The organism is Kribbella sp. VKM Ac-2571 (assembly GCF_004362255.1).
In the GTDB taxonomy this organism is placed as follows: Bacteria; Actinomycetota; Actinomycetes; order Propionibacteriales; family Kribbellaceae; genus Kribbella; species Kribbella pratensis.
Genome location: NZ_SNWS01000005.1, coordinates 85,771 through 103,219, shown reverse-complemented (window position 1 = coordinate 103,219; position 17,449 = coordinate 85,771). Strand labels below are relative to the sequence as shown.

Annotated in this window: 18 protein-coding genes; 13 read left to right on the top strand and 5 right to left on the bottom strand. The window is 68.6% G+C overall.

Annotated features, from left to right (window positions below; all coding sequences use genetic code 11):
- Positions 1 to 3 precede the first annotated feature (3 nt).
- Genes EV651_RS13045 through EV651_RS13035 form a run of 3 tightly spaced genes read left to right on the top strand, consistent with a single transcriptional unit; the run spans position 4 to position 2,280 of the window.
- Positions 4 to 696 carry a class III extradiol dioxygenase subunit B-like domain-containing protein gene (locus EV651_RS13045; RefSeq protein WP_133785419.1) on the top strand — a complete coding sequence of 231 codons (693 nt, stop codon included), beginning with the start codon at positions 4 to 6 and terminating at the stop codon, positions 694 to 696.
- Between the two features lie 13 nt (positions 697 to 709).
- On the top strand, positions 710 to 1,309 hold the full coding sequence (locus EV651_RS13040; protein ID WP_133785418.1) for a TetR/AcrR family transcriptional regulator: 600 nt from the start codon (positions 710 to 712) through the stop codon (positions 1,307 to 1,309).
- Between the two features lie 32 nt (positions 1,310 to 1,341).
- The gene (locus tag EV651_RS13035; RefSeq protein WP_133785417.1) at positions 1,342 to 2,280 is read left to right on the top strand and encodes an alpha/beta hydrolase; all 939 of its coding nucleotides are present in this window, start codon (positions 1,342 to 1,344) and stop codon (positions 2,278 to 2,280) included.
- Here EV651_RS13035 and EV651_RS13030 read toward each other — a convergent pair.
- Together EV651_RS13030 and EV651_RS13025 are read right to left on the bottom strand one after the other, a co-directional pair.
- Positions 2,277 to 2,921: a hypothetical protein gene (locus EV651_RS13030; RefSeq protein WP_133785416.1), complete on the bottom strand. Its 645-nt coding sequence runs from the start codon at positions 2,919 to 2,921 to the stop codon at positions 2,277 to 2,279. The genes EV651_RS13035 and EV651_RS13030 overlap by 4 nt on opposite strands.
- Before the next feature lie 21 nt (positions 2,922 to 2,942).
- On the bottom strand, positions 2,943 to 3,932 hold the full coding sequence (locus EV651_RS13025) for an ABC transporter substrate-binding protein (RefSeq protein ID WP_133785415.1): 990 nt from the start codon (positions 3,930 to 3,932) through the stop codon (positions 2,943 to 2,945).
- A gap of 77 nt (positions 3,933 to 4,009) precedes the next feature.
- On the opposite strand from EV651_RS13025, the gene EV651_RS13020 reads away from it, so the two are divergent.
- From EV651_RS13020 to egtD, 8 genes are all read left to right on the top strand, one after another.
- Positions 4,010 to 5,026: an iron ABC transporter permease gene (locus EV651_RS13020; protein ID WP_133785414.1), complete on the top strand. Its 1,017-nt coding sequence runs from the start codon at positions 4,010 to 4,012 to the stop codon at positions 5,024 to 5,026.
- Positions 5,023 to 6,051: an iron chelate uptake ABC transporter family permease subunit gene (locus EV651_RS13015; protein ID WP_133785413.1), complete on the top strand. Its 1,029-nt coding sequence runs from the start codon at positions 5,023 to 5,025 to the stop codon at positions 6,049 to 6,051. The genes EV651_RS13020 and EV651_RS13015 overlap by 4 nt, the downstream gene beginning before the upstream one ends.
- A gap of 3 nt (positions 6,052 to 6,054) precedes the next feature.
- Positions 6,055 to 6,828: an ABC transporter ATP-binding protein gene (locus EV651_RS13010; protein WP_133785412.1), complete on the top strand. Its 774-nt coding sequence runs from the start codon at positions 6,055 to 6,057 to the stop codon at positions 6,826 to 6,828.
- Positions 6,825 to 7,484 (top strand): (2Fe-2S)-binding protein, encoded by a 660-nt coding sequence (locus EV651_RS13005; RefSeq protein WP_133785411.1) that lies wholly within the window; start codon positions 6,825 to 6,827, stop codon positions 7,482 to 7,484. Before EV651_RS13010 ends, EV651_RS13005 begins: the two co-directional genes overlap by 4 nt.
- Before the next feature lie 170 nt (positions 7,485 to 7,654).
- Complete coding sequence (locus tag EV651_RS13000) at positions 7,655 to 8,875, top strand: glutamate-cysteine ligase family protein (RefSeq protein WP_133785410.1); 1,221 nt, start codon at positions 7,655 to 7,657, stop codon at positions 8,873 to 8,875.
- Between the two features lie 118 nt (positions 8,876 to 8,993).
- A complete protein-coding gene (gene egtB, locus EV651_RS12995) occupies positions 8,994 to 10,346 on the top strand; it encodes an ergothioneine biosynthesis protein EgtB (protein WP_133785409.1) in 1,353 nt (450 codons plus the stop codon).
- On the top strand, positions 10,346 to 11,107 hold the full coding sequence (egtC, locus tag EV651_RS12990; protein ID WP_133785408.1) for an ergothioneine biosynthesis protein EgtC: 762 nt from the start codon (positions 10,346 to 10,348) through the stop codon (positions 11,105 to 11,107). Before egtB ends, egtC begins: the two co-directional genes overlap by 1 nt.
- The gene (gene egtD, locus EV651_RS12985; protein ID WP_133785407.1) at positions 11,104 to 12,069 is read left to right on the top strand and encodes an L-histidine N(alpha)-methyltransferase; all 966 of its coding nucleotides are present in this window, start codon (positions 11,104 to 11,106) and stop codon (positions 12,067 to 12,069) included. Before egtC ends, egtD begins: the two co-directional genes overlap by 4 nt.
- 259 nt (positions 12,070 to 12,328) lie before the next feature.
- On the opposite strand, the gene EV651_RS12980 is transcribed toward egtD, so the two are convergent.
- The 3 genes from EV651_RS12980 to EV651_RS12970 are packed head-to-tail and all read right to left on the bottom strand — an operon-like array spanning position 12,329 to position 15,427.
- Positions 12,329 to 13,627 carry an ABC transporter substrate-binding protein gene (locus EV651_RS12980; RefSeq protein ID WP_133785406.1) on the bottom strand — a complete coding sequence of 433 codons (1,299 nt, stop codon included), beginning with the start codon at positions 13,625 to 13,627 and terminating at the stop codon, positions 12,329 to 12,331.
- Between the two features lie 8 nt (positions 13,628 to 13,635).
- Positions 13,636 to 14,544 carry a carbohydrate ABC transporter permease gene (locus EV651_RS12975; RefSeq protein ID WP_238156858.1) on the bottom strand — a complete coding sequence of 303 codons (909 nt, stop codon included), beginning with the start codon at positions 14,542 to 14,544 and terminating at the stop codon, positions 13,636 to 13,638.
- Positions 14,525 to 15,427 carry a carbohydrate ABC transporter permease gene (locus tag EV651_RS12970; RefSeq protein ID WP_238156857.1) on the bottom strand — a complete coding sequence of 301 codons (903 nt, stop codon included), beginning with the start codon at positions 15,425 to 15,427 and terminating at the stop codon, positions 14,525 to 14,527. The genes EV651_RS12975 and EV651_RS12970 overlap by 20 nt, the downstream gene beginning before the upstream one ends.
- 168 nt (positions 15,428 to 15,595) lie before the next feature.
- Between EV651_RS12970 and EV651_RS12965 the strand changes: the two genes are divergently transcribed.
- Together EV651_RS12965 and EV651_RS12960 are read left to right on the top strand one after the other, a co-directional pair.
- Positions 15,596 to 16,669, top strand: coding sequence for a LacI family DNA-binding transcriptional regulator (locus EV651_RS12965; protein WP_238156856.1), 1,074 nt, complete (start codon positions 15,596 to 15,598; stop codon positions 16,667 to 16,669).
- Positions 16,670 to 16,698: 29 nt separating this feature from the next.
- The gene (locus EV651_RS12960) at positions 16,699 to 17,445 is read left to right on the top strand and encodes an alpha/beta fold hydrolase (RefSeq protein ID WP_133785405.1); all 747 of its coding nucleotides are present in this window, start codon (positions 16,699 to 16,701) and stop codon (positions 17,443 to 17,445) included.
- Positions 17,446 to 17,449 lie beyond the last annotated feature (4 nt).

The following is a 17,449-nucleotide window of genomic DNA, read 5'->3' as shown; positions in this document are numbered from 1 at the left end:
GTCGTGTCTGTCGTCGCTGCCGCGGTGTGCCCGCATCCGCCGCTCCTCGTGCCCGAGGTCGCGTCCGGAGCGGCACCCGAGCTCGACGACCTGCGCGCCGCCTGCTTGGCAGCTGTCGAATCACTCGCCACCGCGGACCACATCCTGGTGATCGGCGCCGCCACGGACTCGGGCCCGCGCACGTTCGACGCTTCGGCCAGCGGCTCCTTTGGTGCTTATGGCGCGCCCAGCGTTCGGATCGGTTCGGGCCCGCCCGTCCTCCCGTTGTCGCTGGCGATCGGCGGCTGGCTGCTCGAGCAGACGAAGGCCGCGCAGCTACCGCGCACCTATCGTGCGGTCCCCGCCGACACCGCGCCCGATTTGTGCGTACGACTCGGGCGAGAGATTGCTGACAGCAACGATCGTGTCGGCCTGCTGGTGATGGGCGACGGCTCGGCCCGCCGCAGCGAGCACTCGCCGGTACACCTCCACCCGCGCGCGGAGATCTTCGACACAACCGTCGCAAACGCCTTGCACCACAGAGATCTCGACGTACTCAAAGCCCTGGATCCCGACCTCGCGGCCGAGCTGCAAGCAGCCGGACGCGCGCCGTGGCAGGTGCTGGCCGGAGCCCTCGAAGGTACGTCGCTCTCCGGCGACCTGACCTACGAAGCAGCACCGTACGGCGTCGGCTACATCGTCGCTGGCTTCAGCTAGAGATACTGGCCGGGTGACGGAGGAGCGTACGGGGTATCGGCGGTCGGCGAAGTCGCCGCGGGGTGAGGCGCGGCGGCGCGAGTTGCTGGACAAGGTGGCGGACGACCTCGGGGTCAACGGGCTGGTCGACTTCTCGCTCCGGCGCGCGGCGCGTGCGGCCGGTACGACGCACAAGGTGCTGCTGTACCACTTCGACGGACCCGAGGACCTGCTCACGCAGGCGGTGCTGCAACTGCGCGAACGCCGGATCAGCCGGGCTCTTGCGGCCGCGACCGAGCAGGGCGACCGGTCGTTGGCGGAGCGGGTCCGCTCGATGTGGCCCACGCTGATCGGCGCGGAGTCGTGGGTGCTGGATCAGGCGATCGGGCTGGCGATGTACGACGCCGGGCGGTACGCCGACCTGGCGCGCTCGGCGTCGCGGCAGTATCTGCCGACGTTGCTGTCGTTGTGTCCGGACGAGTGGGACGAGCAGCGCAAGGCCGAGGTCGCGGAGCTGATCCTGGCGACCCTGCGCGGTTTCCTGATCGAGTGGCGGACAAGCGGGGACGCGGCCGGGATCGAGGCCGGGTTCGCAGCGTTGGTACGCGCCTTGGAGCGTGAAGAGCGGGCCTAGACGTTTTGCGAACCACGTGGTTCACTTCCGGTATGCGCGAGAAGGTGAGCTTCACGAGTGGCGGCGTTGCGTGCGCGGCCTGGCACTACCCGGGGACCAACGGCGGGTGCGTGGTGATGACCGGCGGCTTCGGCGTCACGAAGGAACCGGGGACGGACCGGTTCGCGGAGCGGTTCGCCGCGGCCGGGTTCGGCGTACTGGCCTTCGACCACCGCAACCTCGGCGAGAGCGAGGGTGAACCGCGGCAGGTCGCCCGCGTGTCCGATCAGCTGGCCGACTGGCGGGCCGCGATCGCCTACGCCAACACGCTCCCGGGCGTCGAACGGGTGGCGATCTGGGCGTTCTCGCTACCCGGCGGGTACATCGTGCAGCTCGCCGCGGAAGACCTCGGCATCTCGGCGGCGATCGCCCAGTCGGCCAACGTCGACGGCCCGACCGTGACCCGCAACGCCTCCCGCTATCAGACGCCCGGCAGCGCGCTCCGGTTGATCGGCCGAAGCCTGCTCGACCTGGCCGGCGGTCTCTTCGGCCGCCCGCCTCGCCTGGTCGATCTCGCCGGCCCGCCTGGGACGGTGGCGCTGCTCAACACCCCGGACGCGCAGCTCAGCAACGCGACCCTCAACCCCGGCAACCGCTACCCCGACTGGCAGCAGGCGATCGCAGCCCGTTCGGTCTTCCCCGCTGCGCTCTACCGCCCGTTGAAGTACGCGGCGAAGGTGCGATGCCCGATCCTGTACGTCGTCTGCGAGAACGACCAGTCCGCCCTGGCGGCACCAACTCTCAAGGCTGCCGCCAGCTCCCCGAACGCCGACGTACTCCAGGTCCCCGGCAACCACTACGCGCCCTTCCTCGACGCCCACGAACAGGTGGTCGACGTAGAGCTCGCCTTCCTCAACCGACACCTGGCAACGCCGCTTTCCGGAAACAAACAGTCACCTGCTGCCGAAAAACTTCCGGAAACCAGCGCTTAGTCGGACTCGACCGGGACATCCGGCCAGCGGGGCGCGGTGTCGGCGAGGTCGTCACGTCCCGCGGCGCATAATTGCTCGACCAACTCGTGACGGGCACGGCGTACGGCGGCTACCGCCTCGTCGGGCGTGGTGTGCGGGCCGGACCAGTTGCACACCGCGTCCCCGGCGTACCAGTCACCTGTGGTTGACCGACGTACGTGAGCTGTTGCCAGACGAGCCGCCGGGAGAGGGAAACCAGCGAGTTGTACGACTGCCTCGACGGCGACCACCGGGGCGGAAAGGTCCAGGAGCGGGCGCAGCTCGACAGCGTCCGTTAGGACGAACTCGTAGCCGGTCGGTGCGCGCTCGCCCAACCAGGCAAGCGCCTCCTGCGCGGTCTCGCGCAGCAACCGGGCGTTGTCCGGATCCGCCAGCGTGTGCACCCCGCACTGGCGCGTATGCGTCGGCCGCAACTCGTTCTGCCACAGCCGCACCTGGAGCTCGTCCCGCCCCGACAACCGCCGTCCGAGAATCCGCGCCAGCCCGACGACATCGAAGTTCAACTCGTCATTCGTCCGCCGCCGCCCCGGCACCGCAACCTCACCGACCCGCGTCCCCCGAGCGGTCCACGGACCGACATGCCACCGCGTCAGAGCCGTCATACCCGCACCATAACCGGCTGATCAGGCGGGCTTGACGGGCCCTGGTACGTCGAAGGTCTTGGCGAGGTCGGTGAGGATGGACCAGGCGCCTTGGAGGCCGACGGCGGTCATCCAGGTGAGGTCGGGGACGTCGTGGACCTTGGTGGCGAGCGGCTTCCAGAGGGGGTTGGCCTTGAACTGGGCCTCGGTCTTCTTGCTCAGGCCCTTGTCGTCGGCGTACGTCGCCACGAAGATCGCGTCGGCGTCCGCGTCCTTGATCCGTTCGGGGCTGATCTCGAGCGCGAAGCCGGCGACGTCCTGCGATTTCGGCCGCTTCAGGCCGGCGTCCTTGAGCACGATCCCGGAGTAGCTCGCGTTCTGGTACAGCCGGGTCGGGCCGTCGACGAACCGCACGACGGAAATGGTCGGATCACCGGCCTTGGCGTTGATCGCGGCGCCGACCGTCTTCGCGGCCTGCTCGTACGCCGAGATCTCCTTCTCGGCCAGGTCCTCCGCGCCGACCGCCTTGGCCTCCAACCGGATGTTGTCCTTCCAGGTCGCCCCGGTGGTCTCGGACATGATCGTCGGCGCGATCGCGGACAGCTGGTCGTACAGCTTCTCGTGCCGGACCTTCGCGCTGATGATCAGGTCCGGGTCCAGCGCGGCGATCTTCTCCAGGTTGGGCTCGGCGAGCGTGCCGACCGACTGGGCCTCGGAGCCGTACGTCGTCCGGTCGTCGCCGAGGTAGTCCGGCAGCTTCCCGTTGATCGTGCGGTAGTCGGTGTACCCGACGACCGGGGTGTCCAGGATCAGCGTCGCGTCCACGTAGCTGGTGTCGAGCGCGACCACCCGCTTCGGCTTGGTCTTGATCTCGGTCTTGCCCATCGCGTGCTCGATCGTCCGCGGGAACCCGGCGTTCGCGGCACCGCCCGAATCAGCCGAATCGCCGGAATCATCAGGGTCCGAGGAGCCGCAGGCCGACAGGGCGAGGGCGGCGACAGCGAGCAGAGCGGTGATGCGGGGCAGGCGCACTGGTGTCTCCAAGCGACGGGACAAGCGACGGGATAAGGTGACTCACGACCACAGCGAAGTAAGGCAAACCTAACCATATGTGCTCCGCCACTCCCACTGCGAGTCGACCGGTACGCCGGGCCGCCGCACTCCTCGCCCTGGTTGCCGTCCTGGTGCTCGCGTTCGCGGCGAGCCTTGCGCTCGGTTCACGCTGGCTCGGACCGGGGGCGTTGTGGCACGCGCTGACCGCGAACACCGGCTCGGATCCCGACGTGATCGTGCGCAGCCTGCGCTTCCCGCGGACGGTCGTCGCGGTCCTGATCGGGCTGTGTCTCGGGATCGCCGGCACGTTGATGCAGGGGCACACCCGCAATGCGTTGGCCGAGCCGGGCATCTTCGGTGTGAGCTCCGGCGCTGCGTTCGCGGTCGTTCTCGGACTCCAGGTCGGCCTGGTCGAGTCCGTCTCGTCGACGGTCTGGGCCGCCTTGCTGGGCGCGTTGATCGCGACGTTCGCCGTACAGCAACTGGCGTCGCGGGGCACTGGCTCGACTCCGGTCGGCCTGGCGCTCACGGGCGCGGCCGTCGCAGCGCTCCTCGGTGCCCTGACGTCCGCCATCGTGCTCCTCGATGCGGACACCTTGGACAGCTACCGGTTCTGGGCGGTCGGGTCCGTGGCCGGCCGCGGGATGGATGTCGCCGGCCAGGTCCTGCCGTTCGCGGTGATCGGATTGCTGCTCGCTGCGGTCAATGCCCGTGATCTCGACATGCTTGCTCTGGGCGACGATGTGGCCGCGGGTCTCGGGCTGTCGATCCGCCGGGCTCGGCTTCTCGGACTCGGCGCGATCGGGCTGCTCACCGCTGCCGGTGTCGCGGCATGCGGCCCGATCGGGTTCCTGGGCCTGCTGTCCGGTCATGTCGCGCGACGGATCTTCGGTGCACGCAACACCTGGCTGATCCCGGCCGCGGGCGTCATCGGTGCGACGGCGTTGGTACTCGCGGATCTCGTCGGCCGTCTCGTCGGCGGCGCGGGCGAGGTACAGGCGGGGGTCGTCCTCGGCATCGTCGGCGCCCCGATGTTCGTGCTCGTCGTACGTCGCCGGGCGGTGGCCCTGTGAGGTCCCGGACGGTTGTCCTCAGCGTCCTGTTCGCGGCCCTTGCGATCGTCGTCGCGCTGGTCTCCTTGAGCGTCGGTACGACGAAACTCCCGCTCGCGGATGTCGTCGAGGTACTGCTCGGTGGCGGCCGTCGCGGCACCCGGCTCGTCGTGCTGGAACTGCGCCTGCCGCGAATCGCGACCGGTCTGCTCGTCGGTATCGCCTTCGCCGTGTCCGGCGCGCTCCTGCAGACGCTGTCCCGCAACCCGCTCGCCAGCCCGGACATCGTCGGTGTGAACTCCGGTGCGTCCGCGGGCGCCGTCGCGGTGATCGTGCTCGCGGGTACCGGTGGCGGCAACATCTCGGGCGTCGCGGCCAAGGTCGGGATCCCGCTGGCCGCGGTCCTCGGTGGGCTGCTGGCCACGCTGATCGTCGGGGCGTTGTCGATCCAGCGCGGAGTGGTGGACGCGGGCAAGGTCGTACTGATCGGCGTCGGGATCGCGGCCGCGGCGAACTCGTTGGTCGCCTGGCTGCTGGTGATCGGCGACGTCAACGACGCCGGCCGGGCGGCTGCCTGGCTGGCTGGGTCGTTGAACTCACGGGCCTGGAGTGACGCCGTTCCCGTGCTGATCGCGGTTGTGCTGCTGTTGCCGGTAGCAATGATGTTCAACCGGGACCTGTCCGCGCTGGTTCTCGGTGACGATGTGGCGTCCTCGCTCGGCGTCCGGGTGGCACGGATCCGGGTGGCGCTGCTGGTGATCGCGACGGTGCTGGCCGCGATGGCTACTGCCGGGGCCGGTCCGATCGCGTTCGTCGCGTTGGTGGCGCCACAGGTCGCGCTGCGCCTGACCCGGATGGAACGACCTCCGTTGCTGACCACTGCGATGCTGGGCGCGCTGTTCGTCGTACTGGCTGACCTGTTGGCGCGGAATGGGTTGCAGTGGGCGCAAGTCGGTCCGTACGAGTTACCTGTCGGCGTGGTCACGGCTGCGTGCGGAGCGCCGTACCTGCTTCACCTCATCGGCCGTCAGCAGAAGGGACGCTGAACCGTGCACGTCGAGAACCTGACCCTCGCGTACGGCGCTGACGCGCCAGTGGTCGACGGACTGACGCTGGAAGTGCCGCCTGGTCAGCTGACTGCAGTTGTCGGGCCGAACGGGTCCGGCAAGTCCACGCTGCTGCGTGGGATGAGCAGACTGCTCACTCCGGCGAGTGGACGGGTACTGCTCGACGGCAAGGACATTCACCAGCTGCCTGCGCGGGAACTGGCCCGCAAGCTCGGTGTCCTGCCGCAGGGGCCGGTGACGCCGGAGGGGATCACTGCTGCCGAGCTGGTGTCGCGGGGACGGCATCCGCATCGCGGTCTGTTCGGGCGGCTGACAAGTGACGACGATGTCGCGATCAACGAGGCGCTGCAGGCAGTAGAGCTGACAGAGCTCCGTGACAGGCCAGTCGACCAGCTGTCCGGCGGCCAGCGGCAGCGGGTGTGGATCGCGATGGTGCTGGCGCAAGGGACGCAGCACCTGCTGCTCGACGAGCCAACGACGTACCTGGACCTCGCACACGCGGTAGACGTGATGAATGTGGTCCACGCGGCCGCAACGACGGGACGGACCGTCGTGGCGGTGCTGCATGACCTGACGCTGGCAGCGCAGTACGCCGACCACCTGGTGGTCATGGGGGATGGGCAGATCGCTGCGCAGGGCCGTCCGGTCGACGTACTGACGGCGACGTTGCTGGACGAGGTGTTCGGGTTGAAGGCCACCGTGGTGGAGGTCGGCGGCGCACCGGTCGTCGTACCGGATCGTAGGCTGGCTGGATGAGCTACACCGCGAGCCGTCTGGCGGAGGTCCTGGCTGACTCGGTCAGCTGGCTGTCCGTGCGTACCGCGGACGCGGTGCCCGGGCCCGACTGGGTCTCGTGTGCGGACCTGATCGCGGAGCAGCAGGCCGGCGGTGACCCGACGTACTCGTGGCGCGCGGCCGCGGCAGCTGACTACGCACGGGACTACTCGATCGAGCCGCCAGTGCAGGTCGCGGCCATGTTCACGCTCATGTGGTACGTCCAGGTGCCGTCGCTGGTCGCAGGTGTGACCAGTGCAGTCGCCGGGATGTCACCGGACGTGTCACCGGCGGCGTTGGCGTTCAAGCGGCACCCGGTTGCGCACTACCCGGCCGCGGTGGCGCTGCTGTCGGACGAGGTCGTCCCGGTGGCTACGGCGGCTACACAGATCAAGGACCACACCAAGGCGTTTCTGGACAGCTACGAACCCGGTGTGAAGCTGGGGTCGCTGCAGCGGTTCGGAGCGGTGGACGACGAGGTACGGGCGGCGATCCGGCTGCCGGAGGATGCGCCGTACGCCGACCGCGCCGCGACGGCGTTCGGGGTGTCGCTGGAGGCGAAGCTGCGTACGTCGTGCTGCTACTTCTACGTCCTGCCGAACGTGGCTGCGTGCACCACCTGTCCGCGCTTCCGCTGACCTGATTTCGCTGAGAGCTGAACCAGGGCTGCGTTGGTCCGGATCCGGCCAGAAACTGTCGGTGGCCTCGGGAAGCATGGTCGGCATGAGTCGACACACACCCCAGACGTCTCCGGCAGGTAATTTCTGGTCGGTTGTCCAGCCCCTGGGCCGGAGCTAGGTTCGCTGACGTGACCTCGTCCGGTGGTTCTCCGGCGACGACTCCGATCGGCTCCCGGGCCGAGGCGGAGGGCTACGTCGCGATGGTCTGTTTCAAGCACGGTCCACCTCGGCTGTACGGCGTCGAGCTCGAGTGGACAGTGCATCATGCGGATGATCCGCACCGGCCCCTCGACGCCGGCCGACTGAGCAAAGCCCTGGGCGTGCACGCCCCCGCGAGCCTGGTCAGGGGCAGTCCGCAGCTGCCGCTGGGCCGGGGCGCGGTGGTCACCGTGGAGCCGGGTGGCCAGGTAGAGATCTCCGGCCCCGCGTCGGACTCGATCCCGCAGCTGATCGACGACACCGCCGCCGACGCGGCCGAGCTGACGGCTCTGCTGCTGGATGCGGATCTGGTCCCGGGCGACTACGGCCTCGACCCCTTCCGAACACCCCGCCGCATCCTCACCGTCCCGCGGTACGCCGCGATGGAACGCGCCTTCCAGCGCCTCGGACCGCACGGGCCGCGGATGATGTGCAGCACCGCAGGCCTGCAGATCTGCCTGGACGCCGGTGAGTCGGACCAGACCGCATTCCGCTGGCGCGCATTGCACGACCTCGGTCCCGCTCTGGTCGGCCTGTTCGCCAACTCCCGCCGCCGTGCCGGTGCGGACACCGGTTGGGCCTCGGCCCGCACGGAGGCGACGTTCGGCACGTGTGCCCCGTTCACCGAGCCGCCGCCGCTCGACGCCGACCCGGCCGCAGCCTGGGCCCGGACGGCGATGGAGGCGCCGGTCCTCTGTCTGCGACGGGGCGACACGTGGGACGCACCCACCGGGCTGACGTTCGGGGCCTGGGCGGACGGACAGTTGCCCGGCGACAGACCGACGTACGACGATCTCGATTACCACCTGTCCACGCTGTTCCCGCCGGTCCGGCCGCGCGGGTACCTCGAGGTGCGTTACCTCGACGCACAGCCGGGGGACGGGTGGATCGCCCCGACCCTGCTGCTCACCGCACTGATGTCCGCTCCGATCGACCAGGTGCTGGCCGCGGCCGAGCCTGCTGCGGGCCGCTGGTTCCCGGCCGCCCGCGAGGGGTTGGACGACGCCTTGGTACTGCGTGCCGCGCGCGATGTGGTCGCGCTGGGTATCGAGGTGCTGGACCGGACCGGTGCGGATCCCGAACACATCGCTGCCGTCGCAACCCGGCTGCAGCGCGTCGTCGACACCACCCACGGAAGGCGAGCTTCATGACTGTGCACATTGCCGGGCCTCCGGCGCCGGCGGGTTCATGGGGCTGTGACTCCCGGCCTTCCCTCGTCGCTCCGGTCGCTTCGCTCCCTCCACTCCTCAGTCCAGGCCGGGAGGCCCCATGAATCACCAACTGTCCGATCTGTCGCCGGAGGGTCTGCGCACCTTCGTCGGTGAGCAGCTCGAGCGGTCCAGGGCGCGGACGGTCCAGCTGACCGATGCGGTCGACACCGACGACCTGGTCAAGCAGCACTCCAAACTGATGTCGCCGCTGGTCTGGGACTACGCGCACATCGGCAACCAGGAGGAGCTCTGGCTGGTCCGCGACGTCGGCGGCCGCGAGCCCCTGCGCCAGGACATCGACGAGCTGTACGACGCGTTCCAGCACCCGCGTGCGGACCGTCCTTCGCTGCCATTGCTCGGTCCGGTGGAAACGCGTGCCTACGTGACTGAGGTACGCGACAAGGTGCTGGATGTGCTGGACCACGTGAAGTTCGATGCCGGTCGTGAGCTGGTGGACAACGCATTTGCGTTCGGCATGATCACGCAGCACGAGCAACAGCACGACGAGACGATGCTGGCCACGCACCAGTTGCGGGAGGGTGCGCCGGTGCTCGACGCGCCGCCGCCTCCCGCGGGCCGGCCGCTGCCGTCGGCGGAGGTGTTCGTGCCGGGTGGCGTGTTCGAGATGGGTACGTCGATCGAGCCGTGGGCGTTGGACAACGAGCGGCCCGCGCACGGCGTCCACGTGAAACCGTTCGTGATCGACACCGTGCCGGTGACGAACGGGGACTACCTGCGGTTCGTGCTCGGCGGCGGGTATCAGGATCCGCAGTGGTGGTCCGAGGCCGGGTGGGCCCACGTCCAGAAGGCCTCGCTGGTCGCGCCGCGGTTCTGGTCGCAGGTCGACGGCGAGTGGTGGCGGCTTCGGTTCGGGCACCGGGATCAGCTGCCGCTCGACGAGCCGGTGATGCACGTCTGCTTCTACGAGGCGGAGGCGTACGCGAAGTGGGCCGGCAAGCGGCTGCCGACCGAGGAGGAGTGGGAGTTCGCGGCGCGGTTCGATCCGGCGAGCGGCCGGACGCGACGGTTCCCATGGGGTGACGAGTCGCCGGGCCCGCAGCACGCGAACCTGGGTCAGCGGCACCTCCGGCCGGCACCGGTCGGGGCGTACCCGGCGGGCGCTTCGCCGCTCGGCGTCGAGCAGCTGATCGGAGACCTGTGGGAGTGGACGTCGAGCGACTTCCGCCCGTACCCGGGGTTCCGTGCGTGGCCGTACGACGAGTACTCGCTGGTCTTCTTCGGGCCCGACTACAAGGTGCTCCGCGGCGGCTCGTTCGGCACCGACGAGGTCGTTGCCCGCGGCACCTTCCGGAACTGGGACTACCCGATCCGCCGGCAGATCTTCGCCGGTTTCCGGTGCGCCAGGGACGCTCGCCCTGAAGAAATGCACGCCGAGGAACTGCACGCCTGATGTGCCGCCACCTGGCCTACCTGGGCCCGCCCGTCACCCTCGCGTCTCTGGTGCTGGATCCGGACCACTCCCTCTACGAGCAGAGCTGGGCCCCCGCCGACATGCGCGGCGGGGGATCGGTCAACGCCGACGGCTTCGGGATCGGCTGGTACCCCGAAGGAGACGCGGCCGTGTCCGGCGGGCCGGTCCGTTACCGTCGGGACGTACCGATCTGGACCGACGAGAACCTGCCCGGCCTGTCCGGCGCGATCCGGTCCGGTGCGGTCGTCGCGGCCGTCCGGAACGGGACCGTCGGGATGCCGTACGGTCTGTCGGCGGTTGCACCGTTCACGTCGGGACACTGGCTGTTCAGCCACAACGGACGCATCCCCGGCTGGCCGGACGCCACGCTCAAGTTGGCCGAGCAGTTGCCGGTCGCCGACCTGCTGAGTCTCGACGCCCCTACCGACTCCGTCTTCCTGTGGACCCTGATCGCTCGCCGCCTCGGCGACGGCGTGCCGCCGGCCGACGCAGTCGCGGAGGTTGTGCACGATGTCGAGGCAGCGGCACCGGGATCGCGACTCAACATCCTGCTGACCGATGGTGAACAGCTCGTCGCCACCGCGTGGACGCACTCGCTCCACGTCCGCCGTACCGAGGACTCCGTGACCGTCGCCTCCGAACCGTTCGGTGCCGACGGCTGGTCCGCCGTACCAGACCACTCACTTCTCGTGGCCACCGCCACAACACTGCAGCTCACCCCGATGGAAGGACGAGAGTGACCCTCATCGACGTACATCTGACGCCGGACTATGCGGCTCGGGCATTGCGGGACGATGTTCGGGCGGGGTTGGCGGCGACGCCCAAGTGGCTGCCGCCGAAGTGGTTCTACGACGCGCGGGGGAGTGAGCTGTTCGAGGAGATCACGCGGCTGCCGGAGTACTACCCGACGCGGGCCGAGCGGGAGATCCTGCACGCGCGGGCCGGCGAGATCGCGGCGATCACGAATGCGCACACGCTGGTCGAGCTCGGGTCCGGGTCGTCGGAGAAGACCCGCCTGCTGCTCGACGGGCTCCGCGCCCACGGCACGCTCACGTCGTTCGTCCCGCTCGACGTGTCGGAGTCCGCGCTGCGGGACGCGTCCGATGCCATCAACGCCGACTACCCGGGTCTCGACGTCCATGGTGTGGTCGGCGACTTCACCGCGCACCTCGACAAGCTCCCGGGCGATCCGCCGCGGGTCGTCGCGTTCCTCGGCGGCACGATCGGCAACCTGATCCCGGCCGAGCGGGAGGCGTTCTACCGTTCCGTTCGCGAGGTCCTCGAGCCGGGGGAGTGGTTGCTGCTGGGCACCGATCTGGTGAAGGATCCGGCCACGTTGGTTGCGGCGTACGACGACTCCGCCGGTGTCACCGCCGAGTTCAACAAGAACGTGCTGCGGGTGATCAACCGGCAGCTCGGCGCGGACTTCGACGTGGACGCGTTCGAGCACGTCGCGCTCTGGGACGCGGACAACGAGTGGATTGAGATGCATCTGCGCGCCACCCGCGCGATGCGCGTGCTGATCCCGGAGATCCACCTGGAGATCACGTTCGACCAGGGCGAGGAGATCAGCACCGAGATCTCCGCCAAGTTCCACCGCTCCGGCGTCGAAGCCGAACTCGACAAAGCAGACTTCACCCCCGCCGCCTGGTGGACCGACACAGAAGCCCGCTTCGCCCTCTCCCTCTGGCAAGCCACCTAACGCACACCCAGCGCCCGCGCCCCGCACCCGCACCCGCACCCTGACCCGCGGCCGAGCCCCGCACCCGCCCCCGACCCGCACCCGACCCCGACCGGCACCCGCCCCCGACCGCATCCCGCGCCTCGCCGCGGCGTCTCGTGTTGTCCCCGTTTGGCTGGTTGACCCAGCAAATGAGGGGTTCCCCACCCGTGTTGCGGGTGGGGAACCCCTCATTTCGTGGGTCAACCAGGCAAATTGCTGGGTCAGCCAGGCAAATGGGTCAGCTGCCCTGTTTGATCAATCCGTTGATCTTGTCTACGTAGGCCGGGAGGTCGGTGATCGGCTTCTTGCCGCTCAGGATGGGCTGGTAGTTGGCGGTCGTGAGGTCGCCGACCTGGGAGGCCCACTGGGTGGTGAAGCGGACGCCGACCGTCTTCTCCGCGGACAGGTCAGCCTTGACCGTGTCGACGACGGTCTGCTGCTGCGCCTTGGTGAGGGCGTCGAAGTAGCTCGTCTGTGCGGGCGTGTACGCCGGCGGCGCGACCGGGGAGGCCGGCAGTACGGCGTCCCACACCTTGGTGTTGATGTACTGCAGCACCTTGTACGTCGCGTCCTTGTCCTTGGTGTACTGCGGCGTGCAGATCCCGACCGAGTCGTACAGCGTGGTCGGCGTCTGCACCTGCGGGAACGGCGCGAACCCGTACTTGATCTTCGGCTTGTCGGTCTGGAACCCGGCCGCCAGCCACTGCCCGCCGAACGTCATCGGCACCTTGCCGGCCGCGAACAGCGACTGCACGTTCGCCGCGTCGTACCCGGGCGGCGCGACCGACCCGTTCTTGATCGCGGCGGTCAGCTTCTCGACGCCTTCCTTGTACTTGTCGTCGGCCTCGGCCTTCGTCGGGTGGTTCACGTTGTCGGTGAACGGCGCGCCGCCGGCCGACACGGAGTACATGCTCATCGTGAACGGCCCGTCCGGACCGGTCAGCTGGTCGGCGACCAGACCGTACTTCGCGCCGTTCTTGTTCGCCAGCTTCGCGGCCGCGGCGTACATGTCGTCCCACGTCCAGCCGGCCTTCGGGAGCGGGATCCCGGCGGCGGTGAACGCGTCGGCGTTGTACCAGACGCCGTACGTGTTCATCAGCGACGGCAGACCGCCCATCTGACCGTCGGCGGTCTTCCAGTTCTCGATCGCGGACGGCACGAACTTGTCGGCCTTGAAGTCGCCGTCACCGTTGTTGAGCTTGTCGGCCCAGTCGACCAGCAGGCCTTGCGACGTGTACTGCTGCTCGGTGTCGTTACCGCACCAGAACAGATCCGGCAGCTGCTTCGCCTGGGTCAGCGATGCGAGCTTGTCGCCGTACTGACCGCTCGGGGTCTCGAGCAGCTCGACCTTGACCTTGTCGTCCTTGAAGTCCGCCAAGGCCTTCTTGATCGCGGCGTTGGTCTCGGCCGACTCCCACGTCATCACCTTGACGGTGACCGGCCCGTCGCTCGAGCCGCCGTCCGAGCCGCCGCTGCAGGCCGTTGCCGTCAGCAACCCCGCGCACGCCAACGCGGCTACACCCAATGTCCTCTTCACAACAATCCTCATTTCTGGGTCGTGCTGCCGAGAGCGCCGAGACCCTGGATGAAATAGCGCTGCGCGGCGAAGAAGATGATCAGCGGCGGCAGCATGTAGAGCAGGTTGGTGGCCATGTAGTAGCTCCAGTCCGGCGTCTTCCCGGCGAACGGGGAGATGAACGACGCCATACCGACCGACAACGGCCACTTGCCGGACGAGTACAGGTAGACCAGTGGATTCAGGTAGTCGTTCCAGGACGCCTGGAACGCGAGGATCGCCATCGTCAGCCAGGCCGGCCGGGTCAACGGCAGCATCACGCTGACGAAGATCCGCAGATGCCCTGCGCCGTCGATCTTCGCCGCTTCATCGATGGAATAGGGGATCGCGAGAAAGTACTGCCGGGCCAGGAAGATGAACAACGGGTTCCCGCCGAGGAACGCCGGCACGATCAGCGGCAGCCAGGTGTCGTACCAGCCGATGCTCTTGTACATCTGGAACAACGGGATGAGTCCGACGACGCCTGGCAGCAGCATGCTGCCGACGAACAGGTAGAACCACATCTTGCGGCCGGGGAACCGCAACCGGGCCAGCGCGTAGCCGGCCATCATCGCGGTCATCACGCCGCCGATCACACTCAACCCGGTGATCACGAACGAGTTCAGCAGCAGCTTCGGGAAGTGGATCGCCTTCGGCCCGTTGATGAAGTTGCTCCACGTCCACTCGTGCGGAAGCAGCTTCGGCGGAATGTCGAACACCGCGGTGCGGCTCTTCAGCCCGATCGTGATCATCCACAGCAGCGGTACGACCATCACCGCGCAGATGAACAACGCGACGACGTACCAGGCCGTCGTACCGACCAGGCGTGGTTTCTTCTTCGCCGGGGCGACGCTCTGCGTTGCGCCGGCGACGGTGGTCTCAGTCGGAAGTGCTGTCACTGTACGTCCAGAGCGAGGAGAACTTCGCGGTCAGGGCGATCACGGCGATGATGATCACGAACAGCACCCACACCTGCGCGGACGCGTACCCCAGTTGCGGGATCCGGCCCAGGGTCGGGAAGCCGTTCTCGTAGATCGAGAGCATCAGCACCTTGGTGCTGAACCCCGGTCCGCCGTTGGTCAGGATCTTGGGCTGGTTGAAGGTCTGCAGCGCGGCGGTGGTCTGCAGGATCACCTGCAGCAGCATGATCGGGCTGATCATCGGCATCGTGATCCGGAAGAACACCGACCACGGCCCGGCGCCGTCTACTTTCGCGGCCTCGTACAGCTCGGTCGGCACCGACTGCAGCGCGGCCAGGAAGATGATCATCGTCCCGCCGACACCCCACAGCATCACCAGCACCACCGAGGGCATCGACATCGTGGAGCTTTGCAACCACAGGCTCGTCGGCAGGCCGAGGCGGTCGAGGATCGTGTTCATCAACCCGACCTGCGGGTCGAGGATGAACTTCCAGAGCGTGATCGTCGCGACCGCAGGCAGCACGACCGGCAGGTACGCCAGCGTCCGGACGACACGGACGCCGGCGAAGCGCTGGTTGCAGAACATCGCCAGCGCCAGACCGAGGATCAGCGACAACGGGACATAGAGCAGCACCAGATAGCCGGTCGCCCGCAACGCCGGCCAGAACGCCGGGTCGGTGCTGAACAGCCTCCGGAAGTTGCCGAGGCCAACGAAGACCGGGTCGGTCAACCCGTTGTACTTCGTCAGCGCGAGATAGAACGATCGAATCAGCGGATACCCCACGAAGACCAAGAACCCGATCACCGCGGGTGCGATGAACAGGTACGCCGCCCTCACGTCGGAGCCGGCGTTCCGGCTCATCCCACCGCGGCCGCGGCTTCGCCGCGCGGTCAATCCGCCTCGAGAACTTGCACTCCCGCTTCCCTCGCTCCGCTCGGGAACGAAATTCATCCGGCCTCCTGGACGGTAACGTTTCCAACGTTTTACTGTTGGGTGACGATGCCGTGTCGCGAAAAGGAAGTCAACCCCGTGTCCGAAACGTTTCCAAGCCAGCCAGAGGTCAGCCGGCCGACGATGATCGACGTCGCCCGGCGGGCCGGTGTGGGCCTCGGCACGGTGTCGCGTGTGGTGAACGGTGGCCATGGCGTCCGCGACGAGACCGCGCAGCGAGTCCGCGCCGCGATCGACGAGCTCGGGTTCCAGCGCAACGAGGTGGCCCGGGCGCTGCGGCCGGGCAAGAAGTCGACCAGCCTGGCGCTGGTGCTCGGCGACCTGACCAACCCGTTCTACGCGAGCATTGCGAAGGCTTCGCTCGAAGTCGCCGGGCAGTCCGGTTTCGCCGTCGTGCTCGGCAGCGTGGACGAGGACCCGGAGGGTGAGAAGCGGGCCATTCAGGAGCTGGTCAGCCGGCAGGTGGCCGGTCTGATGATCGTGCCCGACCAGGGCGATCACGCGTTCCTGCAGGGCGCCGGCGTACCGGTCGTGTTCGTCGACCGGCCGGCGACCGGGATCGACGCGGACATCGTGATGGTCGACAACGAGGGTGGCGGGCGGATCGCGGCCGAACATTTGCTGGAGCAGGGCCACGAGCGGATCGCGATCATCCTCGCCCCGTCGTACTACACGATCGGGCGGCGACTGCGCGGGTTCCGGCGCGCGCACCGGGCCGCGGGGATCGAGGTCGACGAATCGCTCGTCATCCAGCTTCCCGAGGGCAACGCCGAGGCCGCGGCGAAGGCGACCCGCGAGGTGATGCTGCGGCCCGATCCGCCGACCGCGATCTTCTCATCGACAAACTTCCTCACCGAGGGTGTGCTGCGTGCTCTTGGTGAGCTCGGCGGTGAGCGCGGCAGTGAGCTCGACAACGGGCCGGCAGTGGTCGGGTTCGACGACTTCCGGCTCGCCGACATGCTGCCGACGCCGGTCACGGTCGTTGCCTCCGACATCGCCGAGCTCGGCCGGAGCGCGGCGCGGTTGTTGCTCGATCGCGCGTCCGGTGCGGACACCCGCCCGCCGCAGCGGATCGTGCTGCCGTGCGCACTGATCGAGCGCGGGTCGGGGGAGCGCCCGCCGGATTCTGCTGGCAAGAGAAAAGCGCGGTGACAGTTCGCCGCGCTGGCTAGGGTCGACGCGTGTACTACGAGTCGTTCGGAGCCGGTCGGCCGATCTTCTTCCTGCCCAGCTGGGGTGGCGACGCCGGTGAAGGGCGCGACGTCCACGAGCCGGTCTTCGAGCAGCGGCCGGGGTGGCGCCGGATCTACGTGGACCCGCCAGGCACCGGGCGGTCGCCTGCTGTTGCGTCGATCACCGACCAGGACGGCATGCTTTCTGCCATCGCGGAGTTGATCGACGACTTGGCCGGCGACGCGCCGTTCGCCCTCGCCGGTACCTCGGCCGGCGGCCTGCACGCGCGGGGCATCGTCAAACGCGACCCGGCCCGCGTCCTGGGGTTGTTGCTGCGCGCGCCGGGCATCGTCATCGACCGCTCACAGCGCACGCTCCCGACCGACGAGTACCTGATGCCGTCGGCGTCACGTGAACGCCAGCACCAGTACTACGACGCGGCCGAGACGCAGGCGAACCTCGCCTTTCTCGGGGCGATCCAGCGCGACGTGTCGACGTACGGCCTGCGGGAAGACCCGGCGGTCCGCTTCGAGCGGCCGACGCTGATCGTGACCGGCCGGCAGGACACCACAGCCGGGTACGCCGACACGTGGTCGATCCTCGACGACTACCCGCGCGCGACGTTCGCCGTACTGGATCAGGAGGACCACTTCCTGCCCGGACCTGGATCGGCGCTGTATCGCGCGCTGGTGACGGACTGGCTGACCGGAGTCGAGCAGAGAATCGAGCAGAGCATCGAGCACCCGGACGCGTGAGGGG

What these genes read in the sequence shown, in the direction of transcription:
- EV651_RS13035 (WP_133785417.1), top strand. Translation starts at nt 1,342, where the DNA reads ATGCGCGAGAAGGTGAGCTTCACGAGTGGCGGCGTTGCGTGCGCGGCC.
- EV651_RS13030 (WP_133785416.1), bottom strand. Translation starts at nt 2,921, where the DNA reads ATGACGGCTCTGACGCGGTGGCATGTCGGTCCGTGGACCGCTCGGGGG.
- EV651_RS13020 (WP_133785414.1), top strand. Translation starts at nt 4,010, where the DNA reads ATGTGCTCCGCCACTCCCACTGCGAGTCGACCGGTACGCCGGGCCGCC.
- EV651_RS13005 (WP_133785411.1), top strand. Translation starts at nt 6,825, where the DNA reads ATGAGCTACACCGCGAGCCGTCTGGCGGAGGTCCTGGCTGACTCGGTC.
- egtB (WP_133785409.1), top strand. Translation starts at nt 8,994, where the DNA reads ATGAATCACCAACTGTCCGATCTGTCGCCGGAGGGTCTGCGCACCTTC.
- egtC (WP_133785408.1), top strand. Translation starts at nt 10,346, where the DNA reads ATGTGCCGCCACCTGGCCTACCTGGGCCCGCCCGTCACCCTCGCGTCT.
- EV651_RS12970 (WP_238156857.1), bottom strand. Translation starts at nt 15,427, where the DNA reads ATGAGCCGGAACGCCGGCTCCGACGTGAGGGCGGCGTACCTGTTCATC.